Raw genomic sequence first — 22919 nt, forward strand, 5'->3', positions numbered from 1 at the left:
GCTCATTTGCCGGTTACTGCTCAGTCACTTTTTACGAGCGCGTAGGCCTGCGTGGCGATTTCCAGTTCTTCGTCGGTGGGCACCACGGCGACGGCCACCCGGGCGCCCGCGGGCGAGATCAGCCGCGGCCAGTCGCCGCGTACGGCGTTCAGCTCGCCGTCCACCGCCAGGCCCAGTCCCTCCAGGCCCGCCACCGCCGCCCGCCGCACCTCGCTCGCGTTCTCCCCGACCCCCGCCGTGAAGGCGATCGCGTCCACCCGGCCCAGCACCGCGTAATAGGCGCCGATGTACTTCTTCAAGCGGTGAATGTAGATGTCGAAGGCGAGCTGCGCAGCCTCGTCCCCCGCCTCGATCCGGCGCTGTATCTCCCGCATGTCGTTGTCGCCGCACAGGCCGACCAGCCCGCTCTTCTTGTTGAGAAGAGTGTCGATTTCGTCGATGGACATTCCGCCAACGCGAGCCAAATGGAAGATGACGGCCGGGTCGGTGTCCCCCGAGCGCGTACCCATCACGAGCCCCTCCAAGGGCGTCAGCCCCATGGAGGTGTCCACGCACCGGCCGCCGCGCACCGCGGAGGCGGACGCGCCGTTGCCGAGGTGCAGCACGATCACGTTGACGTCCTCGGGCGCCTTGCCGAGCAGCTTCGCCGTGGCCCGGGACACGTACGCGTGCGAAGTGCCGTGGAAGCCGTAGCGGCGGATGCGGTGCTCGTCGGCGGTGCGCACGTCGATCGCGTAGCGGGCGGCCGACTCCGGCATCGTGGTGTGGAACGCGGTGTCGAAGACGGCGACCTGGGGCAGGTCGGGCCGCAGGGCCGTCGCCGTCCGGATGCCGGTGAGGTTGGCCGGGTTGTGCAGCGGGGCGACCGGGATCAGCCGTTCGATCTCGGCGAGCACGGCCTCGTCGATCACGGTCGGCTCGGTGAAGGTCTGCCCGCCGTGCACCACCCGGTGCCCGATCGCGGCCAGTTCGGGCGAGTCGAGGCCGAGCCCGTCCTTGGCGAGTTCCTCCGCCACGGCCTTCAGGGCGGCGTCGTGGTCGGCGATCGGGCCGGTCCACTCGCGGGTGTCGCCGTCCGCGACGCGGGTGTGCCGCAGCCGCGAGGACTGCTCGCCGATCCGCTCGACGAGTCCCACGGCCAGCCGGCCGCTGTCGCGCATGTCGAGCAACTGGTACTTCACCGACGAGGAGCCGGAGTTGAGGACGAGGACGCGGGTCGCGGTCACGGGGCGGTTGCCTTCTCGGTCGGGGTCTGGGCCTGGATGGCGGTGATGGCGACGGTGTTGACGATGTCCGAGACCAGGGCGCCCCGGGACAGGTCGTTGACCGGCTTGTTGAGGCCCTGCAGCACCGGGCCGACGGCGATGGCGCCGGCCGAGCGCTGCACGGCCTTGTAGGTGTTGTTGCCCGTGTTGAGGTCCGGGAAGATCAGCACCGTCGCCTGCCCGGCGACATCGGACTCCGGCAGCTTGGTCGCCGCGACGGTGGGCTCCACGGCCGCGTCGTACTGGATCGGCCCCTCGATCCTCAGGTCCGGGCGCCGCTCGCGCACCAGCTCGGTGGCCTGGCGCACCTTGTCGACGTCGGCGCCCGAACCGGACGTGCCCGTGGAGTACGACAGCATCGCGATCCGCGGCTGGACGCCGAACTGCTCGGCGGTGGCCGCCGACTGGATGGCGATGTCGGCGAGCTGCTCGGCGTCCGGGTCTGGGTTGACCGCGCAGTCGCCGTAGACCAGGACCTTGTCGGCGAGGCACATGAAGAAGACCGAGGAGACGATGTCGGCGTCCGGCTTCGTCTTGATGATCTCGAAGGCGGGGCGGATGGTCGCGGCCGTGGAGTGCACCGAGCCCGAGACCATGCCGTCCGCCAGGCCCTCCTGCACCATCAGCGTGCCGAAGTAGTTCACGTCGCTCACCACGTCGTACGCGAGCTCGACCGTGACCCCCCGGTGCGCGCGGAAGGCGGCGTACTTCTCGGCGAAGGAGTCGCGCAGCTCGCTGGTGGCCGGGTCGATCAACTGGGCGTCGGCCAGGTCGATGCCGAGGTCGGCGGCCTTCTTGCGGATCAGGTCGACCGGGCCGAGCAGGGTGAGGTCGCAGACCCCGCGGCGCAGCAGCACCTCGGCGGCGTGCAGGACGCGCTCCTCGCTGCCCTCGGGCAGCACGACCCGGCGCCGGTCGGAACGGGCCTGCTCCAGCAGCTTGTGCTCGAACATCATCGGCGTGACGCGGTCGCCGCTGGACGCGGAGACCAGCTTGTTGAGGGCGCCGGTGTCGACGTACCGCTCGAACAGGCCGAGGGCGGTCTCCGCCTTGCGCGGGGTGGCCGCGTTCAGCTTCCCCTCCAGGGAGAAGAGCTGCTCGGCGGTGGGGAAGCTCATGCCGGGCACGGAGAGCACGGGCGTGCCGGGCGCGAGGCGGGCGGCCAGGGTGAGCACGCCGTCGGTGGGCACCTCGCCCAGGGTGAGCAGCACGCCGGCTATCGGCGGGGTGCCCGCGCTGTGCGCGGCGAGCGAGCCGACGACCAGGTCCGCGCGGTCGCCCGGGGTCACCACCAGACAGCCCGGGGTCAGGGCGCCCAGCAGCCTGGGCAGCATCGCCCCGCCGAACACGAAGTCGAGGGCGTCCCGGGCCAGGCCCGAGTCGTCGCCGAGGATCACCTGGGCGCCGAGGGCCTGGCTGATCTGGGAGACGGTGGGCGCCGCGAGCGCGGGCTCGTCCGGTACGACGTAACAGGGCGCCGGCAGCCGGGAGTCGAGCTGCCGCGCGAGCTCCTCCCGGTCCGCGCGCTCGACCCGGTTGGTCACCATGGCCAGCACGTCGCAGCCCAGCCCGTCGTAGGCCCGGTAGGCGTTGATCGTCTCGGCGAGCACGGACTCGGCGGGCTGCTTGCGGCCGCCCACCACGGGAATCACCGACGCCCCGAACTCGTTCGCGAGCCGGGCGTTGAGGGAGAGCTCGTCGGGCAGCTGGGTGTCGGCGAAGTCGGTGCCGAGGACGAGGACGACGTCGTAGTCCCGCGCCACCACGTGGAACCGGTCGACGAGCGTGGACACCAGCTCGTCCGTGCCGCTCTCGGCCTGCAGGGCGGACGCCTCGTGGTAGTCCAGGCCGTAGACGGTGGCCGGGTCCTGGGACAGCCGGTAGCGGGCGCGCAGCAGCTCGAACAGCCGGTCCGGACTGTGGTGGACCAGCGGCCGGAACACCCCCACCCGGTCCACCTGCCGGGTCAGCAGCTCCATGACCCCCAGCTCGACGACCTGGCGGCCGTCGCCGCGGTCGATACCCGTCACGTACACGCTGCGCGTCACGCGTGCTCTCCGTTTCCTCTGGCGTCTGCGGTCGGTGTGGGGGACTAGGGTCCTTCTGACGGATCTCCGCGGCGTCGCGACCCCCGGCACGCACGCCGATCGCACGCACCGGACGCCGCGCCTTCCTCCGCGGAGATCCGTCAGAAGGACCCTAGGGGCACGCGAAAATCGCCCACCGAGGTGAGCGGAACCCTCTTGACAATACCCCCGGGGCTGGATAAGGCGCCCGGCGGCATCCGTCCCCCTCCTGCGGCAGCGTCGCCCCCCTGGTGGGACGTGAAACAATCGGACTGGCTCACCGGTACCGACAGCGAGCAGGAGACACAGCACGATGCGCATCGGAGTTCTCACCGCAGGCGGCGACTGCCCCGGCCTGAACGCCGTGATCCGGTCGGTCGTGCACCGGGCGGTGGACCACTACGGCGACGAGGTCATCGGCTTCGAGGACGGCTTCGCCGGCCTGCTCGAAGGCCGCTACCGCACCCTCGACCTCAACGACGTCAGCGGCATCCTGGCCCGCGGCGGCACCATCCTCGGCTCCTCCCGGCTGGAGCGCGACCGGCTGCGCGAGGCCTGCGAGCGGGCCACCGACATGGTCGAGGAGTTCGGCATCGACGTGCTGATCCCGATCGGCGGCGAGGGCACGCTGACCGCGGCGCGCATGCTGAGCGACGCCGGCCTGCCCGTCGTCGGCGTCCCCAAGACGATCGACAACGACATCTCCTCCACCGACCGCACCTTCGGCTTCGACACCGCCGTCGGGGTCGCCACGGAGGCGATGGACCGCCTCAAGACCACCGCCGAGTCCCACCAGCGCGTCATGGTCGTCGAGGTCATGGGCCGGCACGCCGGCTGGATCGCCCTGGAGTCCGGCATGGCGGCCGGCGCCCACGGCATCTGTCTGCCCGAGCGCCCCTTCGACCCGGCCGACCTCGTCAAGATGGTCGAGGAGCGCTTCGCACGCGGCAAGAAGTTCGCCGTCGTCTGCGTCGCCGAGGGCGCCCACCCCGCCGAGGGCAGCATGGACTACGGCCACGGCGAGATCGACAAGTTCGGCCACGAGCGCTTCCAGGGCATCGGTACGGCGCTGGCGTACGAACTCGAGCGTCGGCTCGGCAAGGAGGCCAAGCCGGTCATCCTCGGCCACGTCCAGCGCGGCGGCGTCCCGACCGCGTACGACCGCGTCCTCGCCACCCGCTTCGGCTGGCACGCGATGGAGGCCGCGCACCGGGGCGACTTCGGCAGGATGACCGCGCTCAGGGGCACCGACATCGTGATGGTGCCGCTCGCGGAGGCGGTGACGGAGCTGAAGACGGTGCCGAAGGACCGGATGGACGAGGCGGAGTCGGTGTTCTAGCCGTACGTTCTACGCGGTGTTGTCCTGGACCGCGGCCCAGAAGTGGTCGACGATGCGGTCCAGGAAGTCCCGTCCGGCGTCGCTCGAGTCGTTCGCCGCACCCGTGTCGCCCCAGGTCAGCGAGGCGGTCATCTGCCCCTGGTAGTCCTGGTGCAACTGCTGCAGCGAGTCCTCCACGAGCCGCCGGTCCAGCGGCACGGTCCTGGCCACCGGCCGTACGTACGCCTGCCAGCGCGTCGTCACCGCGCTGCGCAGCATCTCGGCGAGCTTGGGCTCCCGCCCGGTGACGGTGACGAAGTCCGGCAGCGACAGGCCGAGCAGGTCGGCGAGGACGGCGGACTGGCGGTCGCTGCCGCGCCAGGTGCAGTGCTCCTCCATGTTGAGGTAGGCGAGCAGTTCGAGTCCGACGGTGCGTGCGACCTCCTCGGGCGCGAGGCCGCGCGCGATGCGGTGCTCGCGCAAGGTCCGCGGCTTCCCGATCAGTTCGGCCGGCGAGCACCACAACACGCCCGCGAGGGCACTGAGTTCGGCGTTGGTGGGGGAGGTCACCCCGCGCTCCCAGGCGATCACCAGGTCCGGGGTCGCGTAGGGCAGCCCGAACGAGACACGCAGGCCGTAGGCGACGTGCTCCGGGCCCATGGCGAGCGCGGTGCGCAGGCGGCGGGCGGCGATGGCGTTGAACGGCGGGGGCGGCTGGTGGGCCCGGACGGGCCGGCTGAGGCGGTCGACGGGGGAGAGGTGGGGGTCGGGGCGGTTCGGGTGGGGCGACGGTGGGTGCACGGGGCACAACGTAGGGGTGCCGGGGTGCACTGACTACGGTCTGTTCGGCCAGGAATACGGATTGTAGGAAGGTACGGCTGTGCAGCGTTCCGCGGTCCTCAGAAGCTCTGCGGTCGAACGTCTGCCTGATCCGGCGAGGGTCGCGCCGGGCCGTCCGGGCGGATCGCCGGAAAGAGACGTGATCTTCGCGCATGAGGCGAATGGCAAGGTAGGCGGGCATATGCGCGAGCGGATTCCGGCACCGGACGACCGACATGCCGCTCCCCGGCTCTCGCCCGCGTGCGCGCACCTCGAAGAGGCGTTTGCCACGGTCGACCACTTCGTCGGCCGGGTGGGGAAGCGCGACCGGCGGCTCAATCCCGACGGTGCTCCTTCCGCCCCCGCACCCACCGGTACTGCAACTCCGGCCGCCCCACCGTGCCGTACTGCGGGCTGCGTGCCGCCCGCCCCGCGTCCACCAGGTGCTCCAGATACCGCCGGGCCGTGATCCGGGAGATCCCCACGGCCTCGGCCACCCCGGTCGCCGTCAGCCCTTCCGCCGCGTCCCGCAGCGCCCCGGTGACCCGCTCCAGCGTCGGCCCGCTCAGCCCCTTGGGCAGCGCCGCCGGCGTGGGCGCGCGCAGGGTGGCCAGCGCCCGGTCCACCTCGTCCTGGCCGCTCGCCTCCCCGGCCGCCCCCCGGAACTCCGCGTACCGCACCAGCCGGTCCCTGAGCGTCGCGAAGGTGAACGGCTTCAGCACGTACTGCACGACCCCCAGCGACACCCCCTCCCGCACCACCGTCAGATCCCGCGCCGACGTCACCGCGATCACGTCCGCGTGATGTCCCGCCGCCCGCAACGACCGGGCGAACTGCAACCCGTGCACGTCCGGCAGATGCAGGTCGAGCAGCAGCAGGTCCACCGGCGTACGGTCCAGCAGCCGCCGGGCCTCCGCGCCTGTGTGCGCCTTGCCGACCGCGACGAAGCCCGGCACCCGGCCGACGTACATGACGTGCGCGTCCGCCGCGACCGGATCGTCCTCCACCACCAGCACCCGGATGTCGCTCATGCCTCGCCTCCCGGCACCGGGACGGGCGCCGTCGTACTCAACGGCAACCGCACCTCGAACTCCGCCCCGCCGTCCTCGGCCTCGGCCACCGTCAGCCCGCCGCCGTGCCGGTGCACAGCCTGCCGTACCAGCGCCAGACCCAGTCCCCGGCCCCCCGGCCCGGACGGTTTCGTCGAGAAGCCGCGCTGGAAGACCAGGTCGGCGTGGGCGGGGTCCACCCCGGCGCCCGTGTCCGCCACCCGCAGCACCAGCTCGGAACCCTCCGCGTACGCCGTCACCGTCACCCGGGCCCGCAGACTCCCCTGGGCCGCGTCCACCGCGTTGTCGATCAGGTTGCCGAGGATGGTGACCAGGTCCCGGGCGGGGAGGGCGTCCGGGAGGAGACCGTCGTCCATGCGGCTCTCCTGCGACACCACCAGCTCCACGCCACGCTCGTTCGCCTGCGCCGTCTTGCCCAGCAGCAGCGCCGCCAGCACCGGTTCGCTCACCGCGGCCACCACCTGGTCGGTCAGTGCCTGCGCCAGCTCCAGCTCCGCCGTCGCGAAGTCCACCGCCTCCTCCGCGCGGCCGAGCTCGATCAGCGAGACGACGGTGTGCAGCCGGTTGGCCGCCTCGTGCGCCTGGGAACGCAACGCCTGCGTGAATCCCCGCTCGGAGTCCAACTCTCCCATCAGGGACTGGAGTTCGGTCACGTCCCGGAGGGTGACCACCGTGCCGCGCCGCTCGCCCCCCGACACCGGCGAGGTGTTGACGACCAGCACGCGCTCCGCCGTCAGATGCACCTCGTCCACCCGCGGCTCGGACGCCAGCAACGCCCCCGTCAGCGGGCTCGGCAGACCCAGATCCGCGACCGACGCGCCGATCACCCCCTGCTCGCCCGCCAGCCCCAATAGCTCCCGCCCGCCGTCGTTGATCAGCGCCACCCGGTACTGCCCGTCCAGCATCAACAGCCCCTCGCGCACCGCGTGCAGCGCCGCCTCGTGGTAGTCGTGCATCCGGCTGAGCTCGGCCGCGTTCATGCCGTGGGTGTGGCGGCGCAGCCGGGCGTTGACGACGTACGTGCCGACGGCGCCGAGCGCCAGAGCGCCGGCCGCGACACCGAGCAGCGCCGAGACCTGCCCCCGTACCTGCCTGCTGATGGCCTGCACCTTGATCCCCGCGCTGACCAGCCCGATCACCTTCTGGTTCGCGTCCTTGACGGGGGTGACCGCGCGGACCGACATGCCGAGGGTGCCTTTGTACTTCTCGGTGAGGGAGCCGCCCTTCTGCGCCTGCTCGATGTTGCCCACGAAGTGCTTGCCGATCAGCTGCGGGGTGGGGTGGGTCCAGCGGATCCCCAGCGGATCCATGATCGTCACGAAGTCCACGTCCGCGTCGCGCATGACCTTCAGGGCGTACGGCTGAAGCCGGGCGGAGGGGTTCGGGGTGCCGATCGCGGCGTGCACGGACGGGGCGTCCGCGATCGACCTGGCCACCGCCATCGCCTGCCGCCCGGCCGCCCGCTCGGCCTGGCGCTCGTCACTGACGTAGGTGAACAGCGCGTATCCGGCCACGACGACCGCGATCAATACGGCCTGCATGGCAAAGAGCTGACCGGCCAGGCTGCGGGGTCTCGGCACGGGGATGCGCATGTCGTCAGTGTGCCTCGCGGCCTAAGCGTGAACTAAATGAACGGAAGGGTGACCGCCCTCACAGGGGCACGGGATAGTCACCGCAATGCGGTAGCGAGCAGAAGCCGGACATTCGGTTCCGGCCATCGCGAGCCGCCGGACGAAACCGCACCCCCGATCCCCATCCCCCGGACGTGAGCCGCACGCCGGTGATGCCGACGAAGACGTCAAGGAGGGCAGCCGTGGCCGCCGCCAGCACCCCCGATACGGCACCTGCCGCACCCCGCGCCAAGCGGGACCGTACCCATTACCTCTACCTCGCCGTCATCGCGGCGGTGGTGCTCGGTGTCGCCGTGGGTCTGATCTGGCCCGACGCCGGGGTCCAGCTCAAGCCGCTCGGCACGGGCTTCGTGAACCTGATCAAGATGATGATCTCCCCGATCATCTTCTGCACGATCGTGCTCGGCATCGGATCCGTCCGCAAGGCCGCCAAGGTCGGTGCCGTCGGCGGTATCGCGCTCGGCTACTTCCTGGTGATGTCGCTGGTCGCGCTGACCATCGGCCTGGTCGTCGGCAACATCCTGCACCCGGGTGACGGCCTGCACCTGACCCAGGCGATCAAGGCGTCCGGGCACAGCCAGGTGTCCCCCGACGCCCTCCCGCCCGTCGACTTCGTGCTGTCGATCATCCCGACCACCTTCGTCTCCGCCTTCACCCAGGGCCAGGTCCTGCAGACCCTGCTCATCGCGCTGCTCACCGGCTTCGCGCTGCAGGCCATGGGCCCGGTCGGCCAGCCGGTCCTGCGCGGCATCGAGCACATCCAGCGGCTGGTCTTCCGCATCCTGTCCATGGTGATGTGGGCCGCCCCCATCGGTGCCTTCGGCGCCATCGCCGCGGTCGTCGGCTCCGCCGGCCTGGACGCGCTCAAGAGCCTCGCCGTCCTGATGCTCGGCTTCTACGTGACCTGCTTCCTGTTCGTCTTCGTCGTCCTGGGCGTGATCCTGCGGGCCGTGGCGGGGCTGAACATCTTCTCGCTGCTGAAGTACCTGGCCCGTGAGTTCCTGCTGATCCTGTCCACCTCCTCCTCCGAGTCCGCGCTGCCGCGGCTCATCGCGAAGATGGAGCACCTGGGCGTCAGCAAGCCGGTGGTCGGCATCACCGTCCCGACCGGCTACTCCTTCAACCTCGACGGCACCATGATCTACATGACCATGGCGTCCCTCTACATCGCTGACGCCCTCGGCACGCCGATGTCCGTCGGCGAGCAGATCCCCCTGCTGCTCTTCCTGCTGCTGGCCTCCAAGGGCGCGGCGGGCGTCAGCGGCGCCGGTCTCGCGACGTTGGCCGGTGGTCTGCAGTCGCACAAGCCCGCCCTGGTGGACGGCGTCGGCCTGATCGTCGGCATCGACCGCTTCATGAGCGAGGCCCGAGCCCTGACCAACTTCGCGGGCAACGCGGTCGCCACCGTCCTGGTCGGCACCTGGACCAAGGAGATCGACAAGGTCCGGGTCCGGCAGGTCCTCGCCGGCGAGCTGCCCTTCGACGAGACGACCCTGCTCGACGAGAACGTGCAGCCGCCCGCCGAGGTGCCCGAGCAGGGCGGCGAGAAGGAACTCGCCAAGGCCTGAGGGCCGAGAGACCGGGAGGGGCCCGTCCTGAACGCGGGCCCGTCCCCCGTTCACGCCGGGCGGCTGGGTGTCCCCCCGTCGCTCAGCCGCCCGGTCCCCCGGACGGAAACCCACAACTCAATCGCTCAGCTTCGCCACCAGCTCGGTGGCACGAGAGGCGGGTACGCCCGCCGCGGTCAGCGCTGTGACCGCGGCGGAGCGGCCCGCCTCTTCGGCTGCCAGCAGCCCCTCGTTCACCGCCTCCATCAGCGCGAACAGCAGCTGCTCATGGACGTACGCCAGCGCCGGCGCCGGCAGGGGGGAGCTGAAGACGCCGTCGTCGAGGCCGCGCTGCAGCACCCCGGCGCAGGCCTCGCGCACCGGGGTCAGCCGGTCCCGGATGCCCTGCATGGTGACGCTGCGCTGGGCCAGCGCGACCAGGATGCGGTAGCGGTCGGCGACCTCCCAGACCCTGAGCGTCGCGAGCGCCACCGACTCCGCCGGGCCCTCGGCGGCCGCCCGTCCCGCCGCGTGCGCGGCCGCGACCGCATCCACGGCCCCGTCGACCAGGGTGCCGACCAGCGCCTCGCGGTTCGGGAAGTGGCCGTACACCGTCCGCCGGACGACGCCGGCGGCACGCGCGATCTGGTCCATGGACGCGTCGGGGTCGCGCAGCAGCTCGGCGAGAGCGACGTCGAGGATGCGGCGGCGGTTGGCGTCGGCGCGGCTGGGGGTGCCCGTGGTCATGGACGCCATTGTGCCCCTTCGACTGGCGATTTGCACATCACTGTGCAACGACGTAGATTGCACATCGTTGTGTAAGTGCACAGTGCTGTGCAACTCAGCTGTCCAGTCTGTTCGCCGAGGAAGGCCACCCCTGCCCATGCGACTCGTCCTGACCGAACCGGTCGAAAAGATGGAGCGCCCCTACGCCCGGCGCTGGTGGGCCCTGCTGGTCCTGTGCCTGAGCCTGCTGATCATCGTGATGGCCAACACCGCCCTCACGGTCGCCGCTCCCGACATGACCCGGGACCTGGGCCTGTCCAGCGCGGACCTCCAGTGGGTCATCGACGGCTACACCGTCCCCTACGCCGCGCTGATGCTGCTGCTCGGCGCGATCGGCGACAAGTACAGCCGCCGCGGCGCGCTCCTGCTCGGCCTCACCGTGTTCGGCGGCGGCGCCGTCTTCGGCTACCTCGCCGACTCCGCCGCCATCGTCATCGCCGCCCGCGCCGTGATGGGCACCGGCGCCGCGCTGATCATGCCCGCCACCCTCTCCCTGCTCGCCGCGACCTTCCCGCGCGCCGAGCGCGCCAAGGCGATCACCCTGTGGACCGCGACCGCCGGTCTCGCCATCGCCGCCGGCCCGGTCGTCGCCGGCGCGCTGCTGAAGAACCACGGCTGGGCGTCGACGTTCCTGATCAACGTCCCGATCGCCGCCGTCGCGCTGGTCGCCTCCCTGGTCCTCGTCCCGCCGTCCAGGGCCGGCCACCACGACCGGATCGACTACGTCGGCGGCCTGCTGTCGGTGGTCTGGATCGGCTCGCTGGTCTACATGATCATCGAGGGTCCGCACTTCGGCTGGGGCGTGAAGGCCGTGACCGCCGCGGTCGTCGCCGGCGCCGGTCTGCTGGCCTTCGTGGCCTGGGAGCTGCGCCACCCACGCCCGGTCCTGGACGTCCGCCGGTTCGCGAACCGCCGGTTCGCCGGCTCCAACCTGGCCGTCGCCCTCTTCTTCCTGGCCGTCTTCGGCGCCTTCTACTACCTCACCCAGCACCTCCAGTTCGTCCTCGGCTACGACGCCCTGCAGACCGGCCTGCGCATGCTCCCGCTCGCCGGCGCCGTCTTCGTGGGCTCGGCCCTGACCGGCTACCTCACCCCGCGGCTCGGCATGAAGTGGACGGTCACCGCGGGCATGGTCGGCGGCACCACCGCCCTCGCCCTGCTCACCCGGGTCGACGCGGGATCCTCGTACGGCGACTTCGTGGCCCCCCTCGTCATCCTGGGCCTGGCCATCGGCCTCGCGCTCTCGCCCTGCACGGACGCGATCATGGGCGCCTTCCCCGAGTCCGAGCTGGGCGTCGGCGGCGCGGTGAACGACACCTCGATCGAACTCGGCGGCTCGCTCGGCATCGCGATCCTCGGCTCGCTGCTGGCGACCTCGTACTCGGGCCACCTCTCCGACGCCACCGCCGGCAGCAGGCTCCCCGCCACCACCCTGGCCACCGCCCAGGACTCGGTCGGCTCCGGATACGCGGTCGCGCAGGGCATCTCCGAGAAGGCGCGGACCCTCGCCACGCAGGCCGCGCACGCGACGGACCCGCGGCAGGCCGCCCAGCTCAAGGCGCAGGCCCAGCAACTCGCCACCGGCGCCCGGCAGATGGCGGACGCGGTCGGCTCCGCCTTCTCCGACGCGGTGGCCCACACCAGCCTGGTCGGCGCGGTGATCCTGGGCGTCGGCACCCTCGCCGTCGCGCTGCTGCTGCCGGGCCGGAAGCGGCAGGCGGAGGCGGAGGCCACCGAGCGGTCCGAGGAGCGCGAACCGGTGGGCGCCGCGGCGAACTGACCTCCCCGGATCGCCGTCTCTTACTCCGATGCACTAACGTGCCGTGCCGGTCGACCGGCACGGCACGTTCGTACCGTCGGCACGCTCGACACGTTGGCATGGAGGCGCGGGGGATGAAGATCGACTGGGACCGGCGGACGTGTGCCCGCAAGGGGCACATCACGTATGCGCCGGACGACCCCCGGCTGCGGGTGCGCCTGCACGCCGAGACCGCCCTGGGTGAGGTCTGGCGCTGCCTGCGCTGCGGCGACTTCGTGCTCGGCGAGCCGCATGGCTCGGGCCCGGCCGGCGAAGCGCCCCTGGTGCCGCGCGGCAAGGTGCTGCGCGACCTGTTCATCCTGCGCTTCCTGGCGATCGAACGGCTGGTGCGCGGCGTGTTCATCGTGCTGGTCGCGGTGGCCGTGTGGAAGTTCAGCAACAGCCAGGACTCGGTGCGCCGGCTCTTCGACGAGTACCTCAACGTCTTGAGGCCCGTCTTCCGGCACTTCCACTACGACCTCGACCACTCGCCGATCGTCGGCACCATCCAGAAGACCTTCGGCTACAAGCACTCCACGCTGGTGCTGGTGGCCGCGCTGCTGCTCGCCTACGCGCTGATCGAACTCGTCGAGGCGGTCGGCCTCTGGTACGCCAAGCGCTGGGCCGAGTACCTGACGGTGGTCGCCACCGCCGCCTTCCTGCCGCTGGAGATCTACGAACTCACCGGGCACATCAGCTGGGTGAAGATCGTCACCCTCCTCCTCAACATCCTCGCGGTGGTCTACATCGCCCTCGCCAAGCGCCTGTTCGGGCTTCGCGGCGGCCGCAGGGCCTTCGAGGAGGAACGGCAGAGCGCGTCCCTGCTGGAGGTCGAGGAGTCGGCCGGGGTGCCCGTCTAGTGCCGCGGCACTAGGACGCGCCGCCGGCCCGCTTGCCTTGACGTCGGCGTGAAGGCTTACGTTCGTAGGCATGCGAATCGGCGAGCTGGCCGCGCGGGCCGGGACCACGACGAGGGCGCTCAGGTACTACGAGGCGCGCGGGCTGCTGCCCGCGCGGCGGGACGAACTCGGACACCGGACCTACGACGAGAGCGATGTGAAGCTGCTGCGGCAGATCCGCACGCTCCAGGACTTCGGGTTCGACCTGGAGGAGACGCGGCCGTTCGTGGAGTGTCTGCGGGCCGGTCATCCCGAGGGTGACTCCTGTCCGGCCTCGGTCGCGGTCTACCGGCGCAAGCTCGCCGAGCTCGACGCGCTGATCGGTGAGCTGCGGGCGGTGCGGGCGACGATCGCCGTGCGGCTGGCCTCGACCGACGGCGAGCCACCGTTGTGCGAACTGGGAGGGCGGGAACTGTGAGCGTGACCGAGGTGACGGACGGCGATTTCGCGGCCGAGGTGATCGGCTCGGAACTGCCGGTGCTGGTGGAGTTCACCGCCGGCTGGTGTCCGCCGTGCCGGCAGATGGGTCCGGTGCTCTCGGCCCTCGCGGCCGAGGAGGGCGAGCGGCTGAAGGTGGTCCAGCTGGACGTGGACACCAACCCGGAGACGACGAACGCCTACAGGGTGCTGTCGATGCCGACCTTCCTGGTGTTCCGGGACGGCCAGCCGGTGAAGGCGATGGTGGGCGCCCGCCCCAAACGGCGGCTGCTGGCGGAGCTGGAGGACGTCCTCTGACCTGAGGCGAAAGCAGAAAATCCCCCGAGCAATTGCGCTCGGGGGATTTTCTTGCGTATATTCAATGGTTCGCGACTTCAGGGGAAAATAGTCGCAAAGAAGTCCAGTGACCACAGTATATCGGGCCGGGAGTGGAATTGTCAAACAGCGATGAAATTCGCGGTGAGCAGGAATTCATCGACCGCCTTTACGAGCGCGTGGACGCCCTGCGCGGCGACACCGAGGCCGGCGTCACGGACGCGCTCGGCCAGGGCAGCACGCCCATGCAGGCCCGGCTGGAGCGGGACATCCTGGTCGCGGAGCGCTCCGGACTGCTGGCCGCCCTGAACGCGGTGGACGGCTCGCTCTGCTTCGGCCGGATCGACCTGACCGCGGGCGGCAACCACCACATCGGCCGGATCGGCCTGCGCACCGACGACGCCGAGCGCACCCCGATCCTGATCGACTGGCGGGCCGACGTCGCCCGGCCGTTCTACCTCGCCACCGGCCACACCCCGATGGGCCTGCGCCGGCGCCGGCACATCACCACCGACGGCCGTACCGTCGCCGCGCTGCACGACGAGATCCTCGACCTCGGCGACCAGGAGCGCACCGGCCACGAGGACCCGACCGGCGACGCCGTGCTGCTCGCCGCCCTGGACGCGGCGCGCACCGGCCGTATGCACGACATCGTGCAGACCATCCAGGCCGAGCAGGACGAGATCATCCGGGCGCCCCACCGCGGGGTGCTCGTGGTCGAGGGCGGCCCCGGCACCGGCAAGACGGCCGTCGCGCTGCACCGGGCCGCCTATCTGCTCTACGAGCACCGCGAACTGCTCGCCAAGCGGGCCGTGCTCATCGTCGGCCCCAACCCCGCCTTCCTGGGCTACATCGGCGAGGTGCTGCCCGCCCTCGGCGAGACCGGCGTGCTCCTCGCCACGGTGGGGGAGCTGTTCCCCGGCGTGCGGGCGACGGCGACCGACACCCGGGAGGCGGCCGCCGTGAAGGGCCGCGCCGACATGGCGGACGTGCTCGCCGACGTCGTACGCGGCTGGCAGGCGCTGCCCGACCCGGTGATCGCCATCGAGCACGACCGGGAGGTGCTGATGCTCGACGACGGCCTGGTGCGGGTCGCCCGCGAGCGCACCCGCGAGGCGCGGCTGCCGCACAACGTGGCCCGCGAGCACTTCGAGGGCCACATCCTCAACGCGCTCACCGAGCTGTACGCCGAGCGCGTGGGCACCGACCCCTACGACGGCAGCAGCCTGCTGGACGCCTCCGACATCACGCAGATCCGCGACGAGATCGCCGAGAACCCCGAAGTCTGGGCCGCCATCGACCAGTTGTGGCCGCGCCTGACCCCGCAGCGGCTGGTCGCCGACTTCCTCGCCGACCCCGTCGGCCACCTCCCGGACGAGGACGCGGCCGTCATCCGCCGTCCGGTGACCCGGACGTGGACCGTGGCGGACGTCCCCCTGCTCGACGAGGCGGCCGAACTGCTCGGCGTGGACGAGCGGGTGGCCCGCGCGCGGGCCGAGCGGGAACGGGAGACGCAGGTCGCCTACGCACAGGGCGTGCTGGACGTCTCCTACGCCTCGCGCACCTACGAGTTCGAGGACATCGACGACGAGGACAGCGAGGTGCTGTCCGCGCACGACATCATCGACGCCGAACGGTTCGCCGAGCGGCAGGAGGAGGACGACCACCGCAGCGCCGCCGAGCGCGCGGCGGCCGACCGCACCTGGGCTTTCGGGCACATCATCGTCGACGAGGCGCAGGAGCTGTCGCCGATGGCGTGGCGGCTGCTCATGCGGCGGGTACCCACCCGGTCGATGACCCTGGTCGGCGATCCGGCGCAGACCGCGGAGGCGGCCGGGGTCGGGTCCTGGAAGGAGATCCTGGAGCCGTACGTCGGGGACCGCTGGGAGCACGCCCGGCTGGGCGTCAACTACCGTACGCCGGCCGAGATCATGGAGCTCGCCGCGGGCGTGGTGCGTGCCGAGGATCCCGGCTTCGAGCCGCCGCGCTCGGTTCGGTCGACGGGGGTACGGCCGTGGGTGCGCGCCGTCGACGATCTGCCGGGGGCGGTCGCCGAGGCGGTGAAGGAGTTGACGCCGGTGGAGGGGCGGTTGGCGGTCATCGCGCCGCGGCATCTGCATCGGCGGCTTGCGGGGCGGCTGGACGGGGTGGTGGCGGGGGCGGAGCCGGATCTGACGCGGAGGGTTGTGCTGCTCGATCCGCGGCAGGCGAAGGGGCTGGAGTTCGACTCCGTGTTGGTGGTGGAGCCGGGGTTGTACGGGACCAGTGATCTGTACGTGGCGCTGACGCGGGCCACGCAGCGGTTGGGGGTGCTGCACAGTGGGCGGTTGCCGGCGGGGTTGGGCGCCGGGTGAGTTGTTGTCTCGCCCCCGCCGCCCCTACCCGTCCCGTCCCCAGGGGCCGCCGCCCCTTCGGCCCCGCCCAGGGGGCTCTGCCCCCTGGGCCCCCGGTCGGCCCTCGACGGGCCTCGTCCTCAAGCGCCGGACGGGCCAGATATCTACGCCGGGCGGAGCCACAAGGTTGCCAGTGGGGGGAGGGACAGGCGGACGCTGGCTGGGCGGCCGTGCCAGGGTTGGGGTTCTGGTTTGATGACGTCGGGGTTGGTGACGTCGCTGCCGCCGTAGCGGGCGGCGTCCGTGTTGAGGGATTCGTGCCAGGCGGGGACGTCGTCGGGGACGCCCAGGCGGTAGTCGTGGCGGACCACGGGGGAGAAGTTGGCGACCGCCAGGAGGGGGGTGCCCTCCGCGTCGTAGCGCAGGAAGGCGAAGACGTTGTCGTCGGCCGCGTCGCCCACGATCCACTCGAAGCCCGCCGGGTCGATGTCCTGCTGCCACAGGGCCGGCGTGTGGCGGTAGACGGTGTTGAGGTCGCGGACCAGGTCACGGACGCCCCGGTGGTCGGCCTCGGCGCCGTAGCCCGGGTCGAGCAGCCACCAGTCCGGGCCGTGCGCCTCCGACCACTCCGCGCCCTGGGCGAACTCCTGGCCCATGAAGAGCAGTTGCTTGCCCGGGTGGGACCACATGAAGCCCAGGTAGGCGCGGAGGTTGGCCCGCTGCTGCCACCAGTCTCCCGGCATCTTCGAGACCAACGAGCGCTTGCCGTGCACGACTTCGTCGTGGGAGATCGGCAGAACGTAGTTCTCGCTGTACGCGTACACCATCGAGAACGTCATCTCGTTGTGGTGGTACTTGCGGTGGATCGGCTCGTGGCTCATGTAGTCCAGCGAGTCGTGCATCCAGCCCATGTTCCACTTCAGGCCGAAGCCGAGGCCGCCGAAGCCGCCCGGTCCGCGGTGGTGCGTGGCGCGCGTGACGCCGTCCCAGGCCGTGGACTCCTCGGCGATCGTCACCACGCCCGGCACCCGCCGGTACACCGTCGCGTTCATCTCCTGGAGGAAGGCGACGGCGTCCAGGTTCTCCCGGCCGCCGTGCTCGTTCGGCACCCACTGGCCCGGCTCGCGCGAGTAGTCGAGGTAGAGCATCGAGGCGACGGCGTCCACGCGCAGGCCGTCGATGTGGAACTCCTCGCACCAGTAGACGGCGTTCGCCACCAGGAAGTTGCGCACCTCGCGGCGGCCGAAGTCGAACTCCAGGGTGCCCCAGTCGGGGTGGGCCGAGCGGAGCGGGTCCTCGTGCTCGTACAACGGGCGGCCGTCGAACTCCGCCAGCGCCCAGTCGTCGCGCGGGAAGTGCGCCGGCACCCAGTCCATCAGGACGCCGATGCCGGCCTGGTGCAGGGCGTCCACCAGGTACTTGAAGTCGTCCGGGGTGCCGAGCCGGGCCGTCGGCGCGTAGAAGCCGGTGACCTGGTAGCCCCAGGAGCCGCCGAAGGGGTGCTCGGCGACCGGCATCAGCTCGACGTGGGTGAAGCCGAGGTCCTTGACGTAGGCGGGGAGCTGCTCGGCGAGCTGGCGGTACGTCAGGCCGGGCCGCCAGGAGGGGAGGTGGACCTCGTACACCGAGAACGGAGCCTTGTGCGCGGGCAGGTCCGCGCGGCGGGCCAGCCACTCCTCGTCCCGCCACTCGTGGTGCGAGTCGGTGATGATCGACGAGGTCTCCGGCGGTGCCTGGGTGCGGCGGGCCAGCGGGTCGGCACGCAGGGTCTTGGAGCCGTCGGGACGGGTGATCTGGAACTTGTACAGCTCGCCCTCGCCGATCCCCGGTACGAACAGCTCCCACACACCGGAGGAGCCGAGCGAACGCATCGGGTATCCGGTGCCGTCCCAGAAGTTGAAGGTGCCGGCCACGTTCACGCCCCGGGCGTTCGGCGCCCACACGGAGAAGCGGGTGCCGGTGACGCCCTGGTGGTTCATCGGATGCGCACCGAGCACCTTCCACAGCTCCTCGTGCCGGCCCTCGCCGATCAGGTGCAGGTCCAGCTCGCCGAGCGTGGGCAGGAAACGGTACGCGTCCTCGACGTCCTGCACGCTCCCCTCGTACGTCACGTGGAGCCGGTAGCCGGGGGGCGCCTCCGCCAGCGGCAGCAGTCCGGAGAAGAAGCCGTCACCGTCGTCGTCCAGCGCCGCGCGCAGTTCGCCGGCGACCACGGTCACGCCCAGCGCGTACGGCTTGAAGACCCGGAAGGCGACCCCGCCGGGCACCTGGTGCGCGCCCAGCACGGTGTGCGGATCGTGATGCGTACCGGCCAGCAACCGCTCCCGGTCCCCGGCGCCGACCGCGGGGGAGCTCACGGCGGCAGGCTGCTGAGCCGTGGCCGGCGACGCGACGGCGCCGGACGCCGTCGCCACCTTGGCAGGGGCCTTCTTCGCGGTGGCCGTCTTCTTGGCGGGGGCCGTCTTCTTCGCCCCGGCCTTCACCGCGACCGCCTTCTTGGCGGCCGTCTTCTTCGCCGCGCCTTCGGCCGCGACCTTCTTGGCGGCCGTCTTCTTCAGCGCCGGGCTCTCGGCGGTCACCTTCTTCGCTGCCGTCTTCTTCGCCGCGCCTTCGGCCGCGACCTTCTTGGCGGCCGTCTTCTTCAGTGCCGCGTTCTCGGCGGTCACCTTCTTCGCCGCTGTCTTCTTTGCCGCGCCCTCGGCGGTGGCCTTCTTCGCCGTTGCCTTCTTCGTCGTCGCCTTCTCCGCCGGTGCGGGGCCGGCCGGGGCCTTCGTGGGTGGCTTCTTCGCCGGGGTCTTCTTCGCCGTCGGTTTCTCGGGTGTGACCTTCTCCGCGGCCTTCTTCACCGCCTTCTTCACACTCTTCGCGGCTTTGGCGGCCGTCTCCTCGGCCGTCTTCTTGGGGTCCGGACCGCTGGACGTGGGGCGGGGGGTCACGGGCGGCGCCTCCTCGGCGAAGGATCGGTCGGTCTGTACAGGACGGTACAAGTCAGAACAGGTCGGACGTGGCGTAACGCTCGATCGCCGTCATGGGCACGGACAGCCAGTCGGGGCGGTGACGGGCCTCGTAGAGGACCTCGTAGATCGCCTTGTCGGTTTCGTAGGCGCGCAGCAGCACCGGGTCGGTACGCGGATCGCGGCCGCTGACCTCGGCGTATCCGGAACAGTACGCCGCCCTGCAGGTCTCGGCCCAGTCCTCGGCGGCCTGCGGTCCTGCGGAGTGGGCCGCGTAGTCGAAGGACCGCAGCATCCCCGCGACGTCCCGCACCGGCGGTTGCGGCATCCGGCGTTCGGCCAGGGGCCTCGCCGGTTCGCCCTCGAAGTCGATCAGCCACCACTCGCCGCCGGGCGAGCGCAGGCACTGCCCGAGATGCAGGTCCCCGTGGACGCGCTGCGCGGTCCAGGTACGGCCCTCCGCCGCCAGGTCGGCCAGCGCCGTGAACGCCGAGTGCAGGGCCGGCACGTGCGGCCGCAGCACCGGCACGGCCTGCGCGGCCGCCTCCAGGCGCTCGATCATGCCCTCGGCCAGCAGCTCCATCTGCGTACGGCCGAGGGTGACCGTCGGCAGCGCGCGGGCCAGCGCCGTGTGCACCTCGGCCGTGGCGCGACCCAGCGCCCGCGCCTCGGCGCCGAAGTCCTCGCCCTTGGCGAGTTCCCGCAGCGCCAGCTCCCAGCCGTCCGACGCGCCCTGCAGGTAGGGCTGGAGCACGCCGAGCACGTACGACTCGCCGGCCAGCTCCGCCCGCATCCAGGCCGTCGGCGCGGGCACCCGGGGGCAGCCCTCGCGGGCCAGCGCGAGCGGCAGCTCCAGGTCCGGATTGACGCCGGGTACCACCCGGCGCAGCAGCTTCAGGATGAACGTATCGCCGTAGACGACCGACGAGTTCGACTGCTCGGCGGTCAGCAGGCGCGGGACGAGTCCGGCGCGGATCTCCCGGCCGGGCTCCCGGTCGAAACGCAGCCCGCCGATGCGGGCCTGGGAGCGCAGCGCCTCCAGGAGCACCTCGGCGGGCCGGGGGTCGTACAGGGCCTCGTACACCGTGTGTCCGGCGAGCGGGCCCTCCTCCACGTGTCCGATCAGCGCGGGCGCGAGCCGGGGCGGCAGCGCCTCGCGCACGCCTATGAGCAGCTGGTAGCAGTCGCCGGGGTGGGGCTCGGCGCCCAGCTGGGCCGGCTGGTGGGCGCGCACCAGCAGGTGGTACAGGCCCAGCTTGCCGTCGGGCGGCAGCAGCTCGGTGGCGGCGACCAGCGAGAACCCGGTGACCGGACGCCCCTTGCCGGCGAACCAGCGCTGCCGCGGCAGCCACTCGCGCAACAGGGGGTCCAGCGACGCAAGGAGGCCGGGGCTGGTCGTGGCAGTACGGGTGACGGCTTCCGACATGGCGTCGCGTCCTTTCCCCGGGTGGGCGGGGTGTTACGTATGCGTGCCCCGGGTGGGGCGGGAGAAACCGCCCCGTCCCGGGATCTACGGGGCTCCTATGCGCCTTCCCCGCGGAGCCGGAACCAGTAGAAGCCGTGCCCGGCGAGGGTCAGCAAGTACGGCAGTTCCCCGATGGCCGGAAAACGCACCCCGCCGAACAGCTCCACCGGGTGCCGCCCGTTGAACTCGCGCAGGTCGAGCTCGGTGGGCTGCGCGAACCGTGAGAAGTTGTGCACGCACAGCACCAGGTCGTCCTCGTACTCGCGCAGGAACGCGAGGACGGCGGGGTTGGACGACGGCAGCTCGGTGTAGCTGCCGAGCCCGAAGGCCGGGTTCTGCTTGCGGATCTCGATCATCCGGCGGGTCCAGTGCAGCAGCGAGGAGGGCGACGACATCGACGCCTCGACGTTGGTGACCTGGTAGCCGTAGACCGGGTCCATGATGGTGGGCAGGTAGAGGCGTCCGGGGTCACAGGACGAAAAACCCGCGTTACGGTCCGGTGTCCACTGCATCGGCGTGCGCACGGCGTCCCGGTCGCCGAGCCAGATGTTGTCGCCCATGCCGATCTCGTCGCCGTAGTACAGGATCGGCGAGCCCGGCAGGGACAGCAGGAGAGCCGTGAACAGCTCGATCTGGTTGCGGTCGTTGTCGAGGAGCGGGGCCAGCCGTCGGCGGATGCCGATGTTGGCGCGCATGCGGGGGTCCTTGGCGTACTCGGCCCACATGTAGTCGCGTTCCTCGTCGGTGACCATCTCGAGGGTGAGCTCGTCGTGGTTGCGCAGGAAGATGCCCCACTGGCAGTTCTTCGGGATCGCCGGGGTCTTGGCCAGGATCTCCGAGACCGGGTAGCGGGACTCGCGGCGCACGGCCATGAAGATGCGCGGCATCACCGGGAAGTGGAAGGCCATGTGGCACTCGTCGCCGCCGGACTCGTAGTCGCCGAAGTAGTCGACCACGTCCTCGGGCCACTGGTTGGCCTCCGCCAGCACCACCGTGTCGGGGTAGGAGGCGTCGATCTCCTTGCGGACCCGCTTGAGGAACTCGTGGGTCGCCGGAAGGTTCTCGCAGTTGGTGCCCTCCTCCTGGTAGAGATACGGCACGGCGTCGAGGCGGAAGCCGTCGATGCCCAGGTCCAGCCAGAAGCGGAGGGCGGAGATCATCTCCTCCTGCACGGCCGGGTTCTCGTAGTTGAGGTCCGGCTGGTGGGAGAAGAAGCGGTGCCAGAAGTACTGCTTGCGGACCGGGTCGAAGGTCCAGTTGGAGGCCTCGGTGTCGACGAAGATGATCCGGGCGTCCGGGAACTGCTTGTCGTCGTCCGCCCACACGTAGTAGTCGCCGTAGGGCCCGTCCGGGTCGTTTCTCGACTCCTGGAACCACGGGTGCTGGTCGCTGGTGTGGTTCATGACGAAGTCGATGATCACGCGCATGCCGCGCTGGTGGGCGGCGTCCACGAACTCCACGAAGTCGGCGAGGTCGCCGAACTCGGGCAGGACGGCGGTGTAGTCCGAGACGTCGTAGCCGCCGTCCCGCAGCGGTGACTTGAAGAACGGCGGCAGCCACAGGCAGTCGACGCCCAGCCACTGGAGGTAGTCCAGTTTGGCGGTGAGGCCCTTGAGGTCGCCGACGCCGTCGCCGTTGCTGTCCTGGAAGGAACGGACGAGGACCTCGTAGAACACCGCGCGCTTGAACCAGTCCGGGTCGCGGTCCTTGGCCGGAGTGTCCTCGAAGGTGTCCGGAACGGGCTCGTTGACGATCATGTTGTGGGTGACCCCCCGATCTGCGGGTTGGACGGTCGCAGGACGGTGCTGTGCTCGTCCGGGGACGTGACACCAGCGGCTTCCGCCGCGTGGCCCCCGGACCCCCAGCCGACAACAAGGACGTGTGCCCCGCCTGGCTGAAGGCGCACATAATTGGCCCTGCCCCAGTGATAGGTCTCACCGGTGAGCTCGTCGCGCACCGGTACCGACTCGTGCCAGTCCAGGCCGAGTTGCGGCATGTCCAACGAGACCGTGGCCTCCTGGGTGTGGTGCGGATCCAGGTTGGCGACCACCAGAACCGTGTTCGAACCGCTCCGTTTCGAATACACGATCACCGCCTCCTTGTCCGCATGGTGGAAGTGCAGGTTGCGCAGCTGCCGCAGGGCGGGGTGGCGCCTTCTGATGGCGTTGAGTTGGGTGATGAGGGGGGTGATGGTGCGGCCCTCGCGTTCGGCGGT

At 71.1% G+C, this 22919-nt stretch carries 17 protein-coding genes; 7 read left to right on the top strand and 10 right to left on the bottom strand.

Annotated elements, in window-relative coordinates:
* Positions 1-20: 20 nt before the first annotated feature.
* Both ACIRVK_RS02415 and pta read right to left on the bottom strand, forming a co-directional pair.
* Entirely contained in the window at positions 21-1226 is a 1206-nt protein-coding gene (locus tag ACIRVK_RS02415; RefSeq protein ID WP_404243081.1) for an acetate kinase, read from the bottom strand.
* Positions 1223-3313, bottom strand: coding sequence for a phosphate acetyltransferase (pta, locus tag ACIRVK_RS02420; protein ID WP_404243084.1), 2091 nt, complete (start codon positions 3311-3313; stop codon positions 1223-1225). The genes ACIRVK_RS02415 and pta overlap by 4 nt, the downstream gene beginning before the upstream one ends.
* A gap of 331 nt (positions 3314-3644) precedes the next feature.
* Between pta and ACIRVK_RS02425 the strand changes: the two genes are divergently transcribed.
* The gene (locus ACIRVK_RS02425) at positions 3645-4670 is read left to right on the top strand and encodes an ATP-dependent 6-phosphofructokinase (RefSeq protein ID WP_404243086.1); all 1026 of its coding nucleotides are present in this window, start codon (positions 3645-3647) and stop codon (positions 4668-4670) included.
* Positions 4671-4679: 9 nt separating this feature from the next.
* Here ACIRVK_RS02425 and ACIRVK_RS02430 read toward each other — a convergent pair whose 3' ends face one another.
* The 3 genes from ACIRVK_RS02430 to ACIRVK_RS02440 all read right to left on the bottom strand — a co-directional run bounded on the left by ACIRVK_RS02430 (position 4680) and on the right by ACIRVK_RS02440 (position 8130).
* Positions 4680-5342: a helix-turn-helix domain-containing protein gene (locus tag ACIRVK_RS02430; RefSeq protein WP_404243156.1), complete on the bottom strand. Its 663-nt coding sequence runs from the start codon at positions 5340-5342 to the stop codon at positions 4680-4682.
* Positions 5343-5803: 461 nt separating this feature from the next.
* Entirely contained in the window at positions 5804-6499 is a 696-nt protein-coding gene (locus tag ACIRVK_RS02435) for a response regulator (protein ID WP_404243088.1), read from the bottom strand.
* Complete coding sequence (locus ACIRVK_RS02440) at positions 6496-8130, bottom strand: ATP-binding protein (RefSeq protein WP_404243090.1); 1635 nt, start codon at positions 8128-8130, stop codon at positions 6496-6498. Before ACIRVK_RS02440 ends, ACIRVK_RS02435 begins: the two co-directional genes overlap by 4 nt.
* A 191-nt stretch (positions 8131-8321) precedes the next feature.
* Between ACIRVK_RS02440 and ACIRVK_RS02445 the strand changes: the two genes are divergently transcribed.
* Complete coding sequence (locus ACIRVK_RS02445) at positions 8322-9737, top strand: cation:dicarboxylate symporter family transporter (protein ID WP_404243158.1); 1416 nt, start codon at positions 8322-8324, stop codon at positions 9735-9737.
* A gap of 117 nt (positions 9738-9854) precedes the next feature.
* Here the strand turns inward: ACIRVK_RS02445 and ACIRVK_RS02450 are convergent, their stop codons facing one another.
* Complete coding sequence (locus ACIRVK_RS02450) at positions 9855-10472, bottom strand: TetR/AcrR family transcriptional regulator (RefSeq protein WP_404243091.1); 618 nt, start codon at positions 10470-10472, stop codon at positions 9855-9857.
* A gap of 127 nt (positions 10473-10599) precedes the next feature.
* Between ACIRVK_RS02450 and ACIRVK_RS02455 the strand changes: the two genes are divergently transcribed.
* The 5 genes from ACIRVK_RS02455 (at position 10600) to ACIRVK_RS02475 (ending at position 16306) form a co-directional block, all read left to right on the top strand.
* Positions 10600-12282, top strand: a complete 1683-nt coding sequence (locus tag ACIRVK_RS02455) for an MFS transporter (RefSeq protein WP_404243093.1) — start codon at positions 10600-10602, stop codon at positions 12280-12282.
* A gap of 113 nt (positions 12283-12395) precedes the next feature.
* A complete protein-coding gene (locus tag ACIRVK_RS02460) occupies positions 12396-13160 on the top strand; it encodes a DUF2127 domain-containing protein (RefSeq protein ID WP_404243095.1) in 765 nt (254 codons plus the stop codon).
* 70 nt (positions 13161-13230) lie between these two features.
* Complete coding sequence (locus ACIRVK_RS02465) at positions 13231-13617, top strand: MerR family transcriptional regulator (RefSeq protein WP_404243097.1); 387 nt, start codon at positions 13231-13233, stop codon at positions 13615-13617.
* A 2-nt stretch (positions 13618-13619) separates the two neighbouring features.
* Positions 13620-13934 carry a thioredoxin family protein gene (locus tag ACIRVK_RS02470; protein ID WP_404243099.1) on the top strand — a complete coding sequence of 105 codons (315 nt, stop codon included), beginning with the start codon at positions 13620-13622 and terminating at the stop codon, positions 13932-13934.
* Between the two features lie 155 nt (positions 13935-14089).
* Positions 14090-16306, top strand: a complete 2217-nt coding sequence (locus ACIRVK_RS02475; RefSeq protein WP_404243160.1) for a HelD family protein — start codon at positions 14090-14092, stop codon at positions 16304-16306.
* 143 nt (positions 16307-16449) lie between these two features.
* Here ACIRVK_RS02475 and glgB read toward each other — a convergent pair whose 3' ends face one another.
* From glgB to ACIRVK_RS02495, 4 genes are all read right to left on the bottom strand, one after another.
* Positions 16450-19221 (bottom strand): 1,4-alpha-glucan branching enzyme, encoded by a 2772-nt coding sequence (gene glgB, locus ACIRVK_RS02480; protein WP_404243101.1) that lies wholly within the window; start codon positions 19219-19221, stop codon positions 16450-16452.
* A 52-nt stretch (positions 19222-19273) separates the two neighbouring features.
* Positions 19274-20665: a phosphotransferase gene (locus ACIRVK_RS02485; protein WP_404243103.1), complete on the bottom strand. Its 1392-nt coding sequence runs from the start codon at positions 20663-20665 to the stop codon at positions 19274-19276.
* 95 nt (positions 20666-20760) lie between these two features.
* On the bottom strand, positions 20761-22461 hold the full coding sequence (treS, locus tag ACIRVK_RS02490; protein WP_404243105.1) for a maltose alpha-D-glucosyltransferase: 1701 nt from the start codon (positions 22459-22461) through the stop codon (positions 20761-20763).
* The coding region (locus ACIRVK_RS02495; RefSeq protein WP_404243107.1) for a DUF3459 domain-containing protein at positions 22458-22919 on the bottom strand (462 nt) is incomplete at its 5' end. The genes treS and ACIRVK_RS02495, both read right to left, overlap by 4 nt.

This window comes from Streptomyces sp. NPDC101152 (assembly GCF_044768275.1).
In the GTDB taxonomy this organism is placed as follows: domain Bacteria; phylum Actinomycetota; class Actinomycetes; order Streptomycetales; family Streptomycetaceae; genus Streptomyces.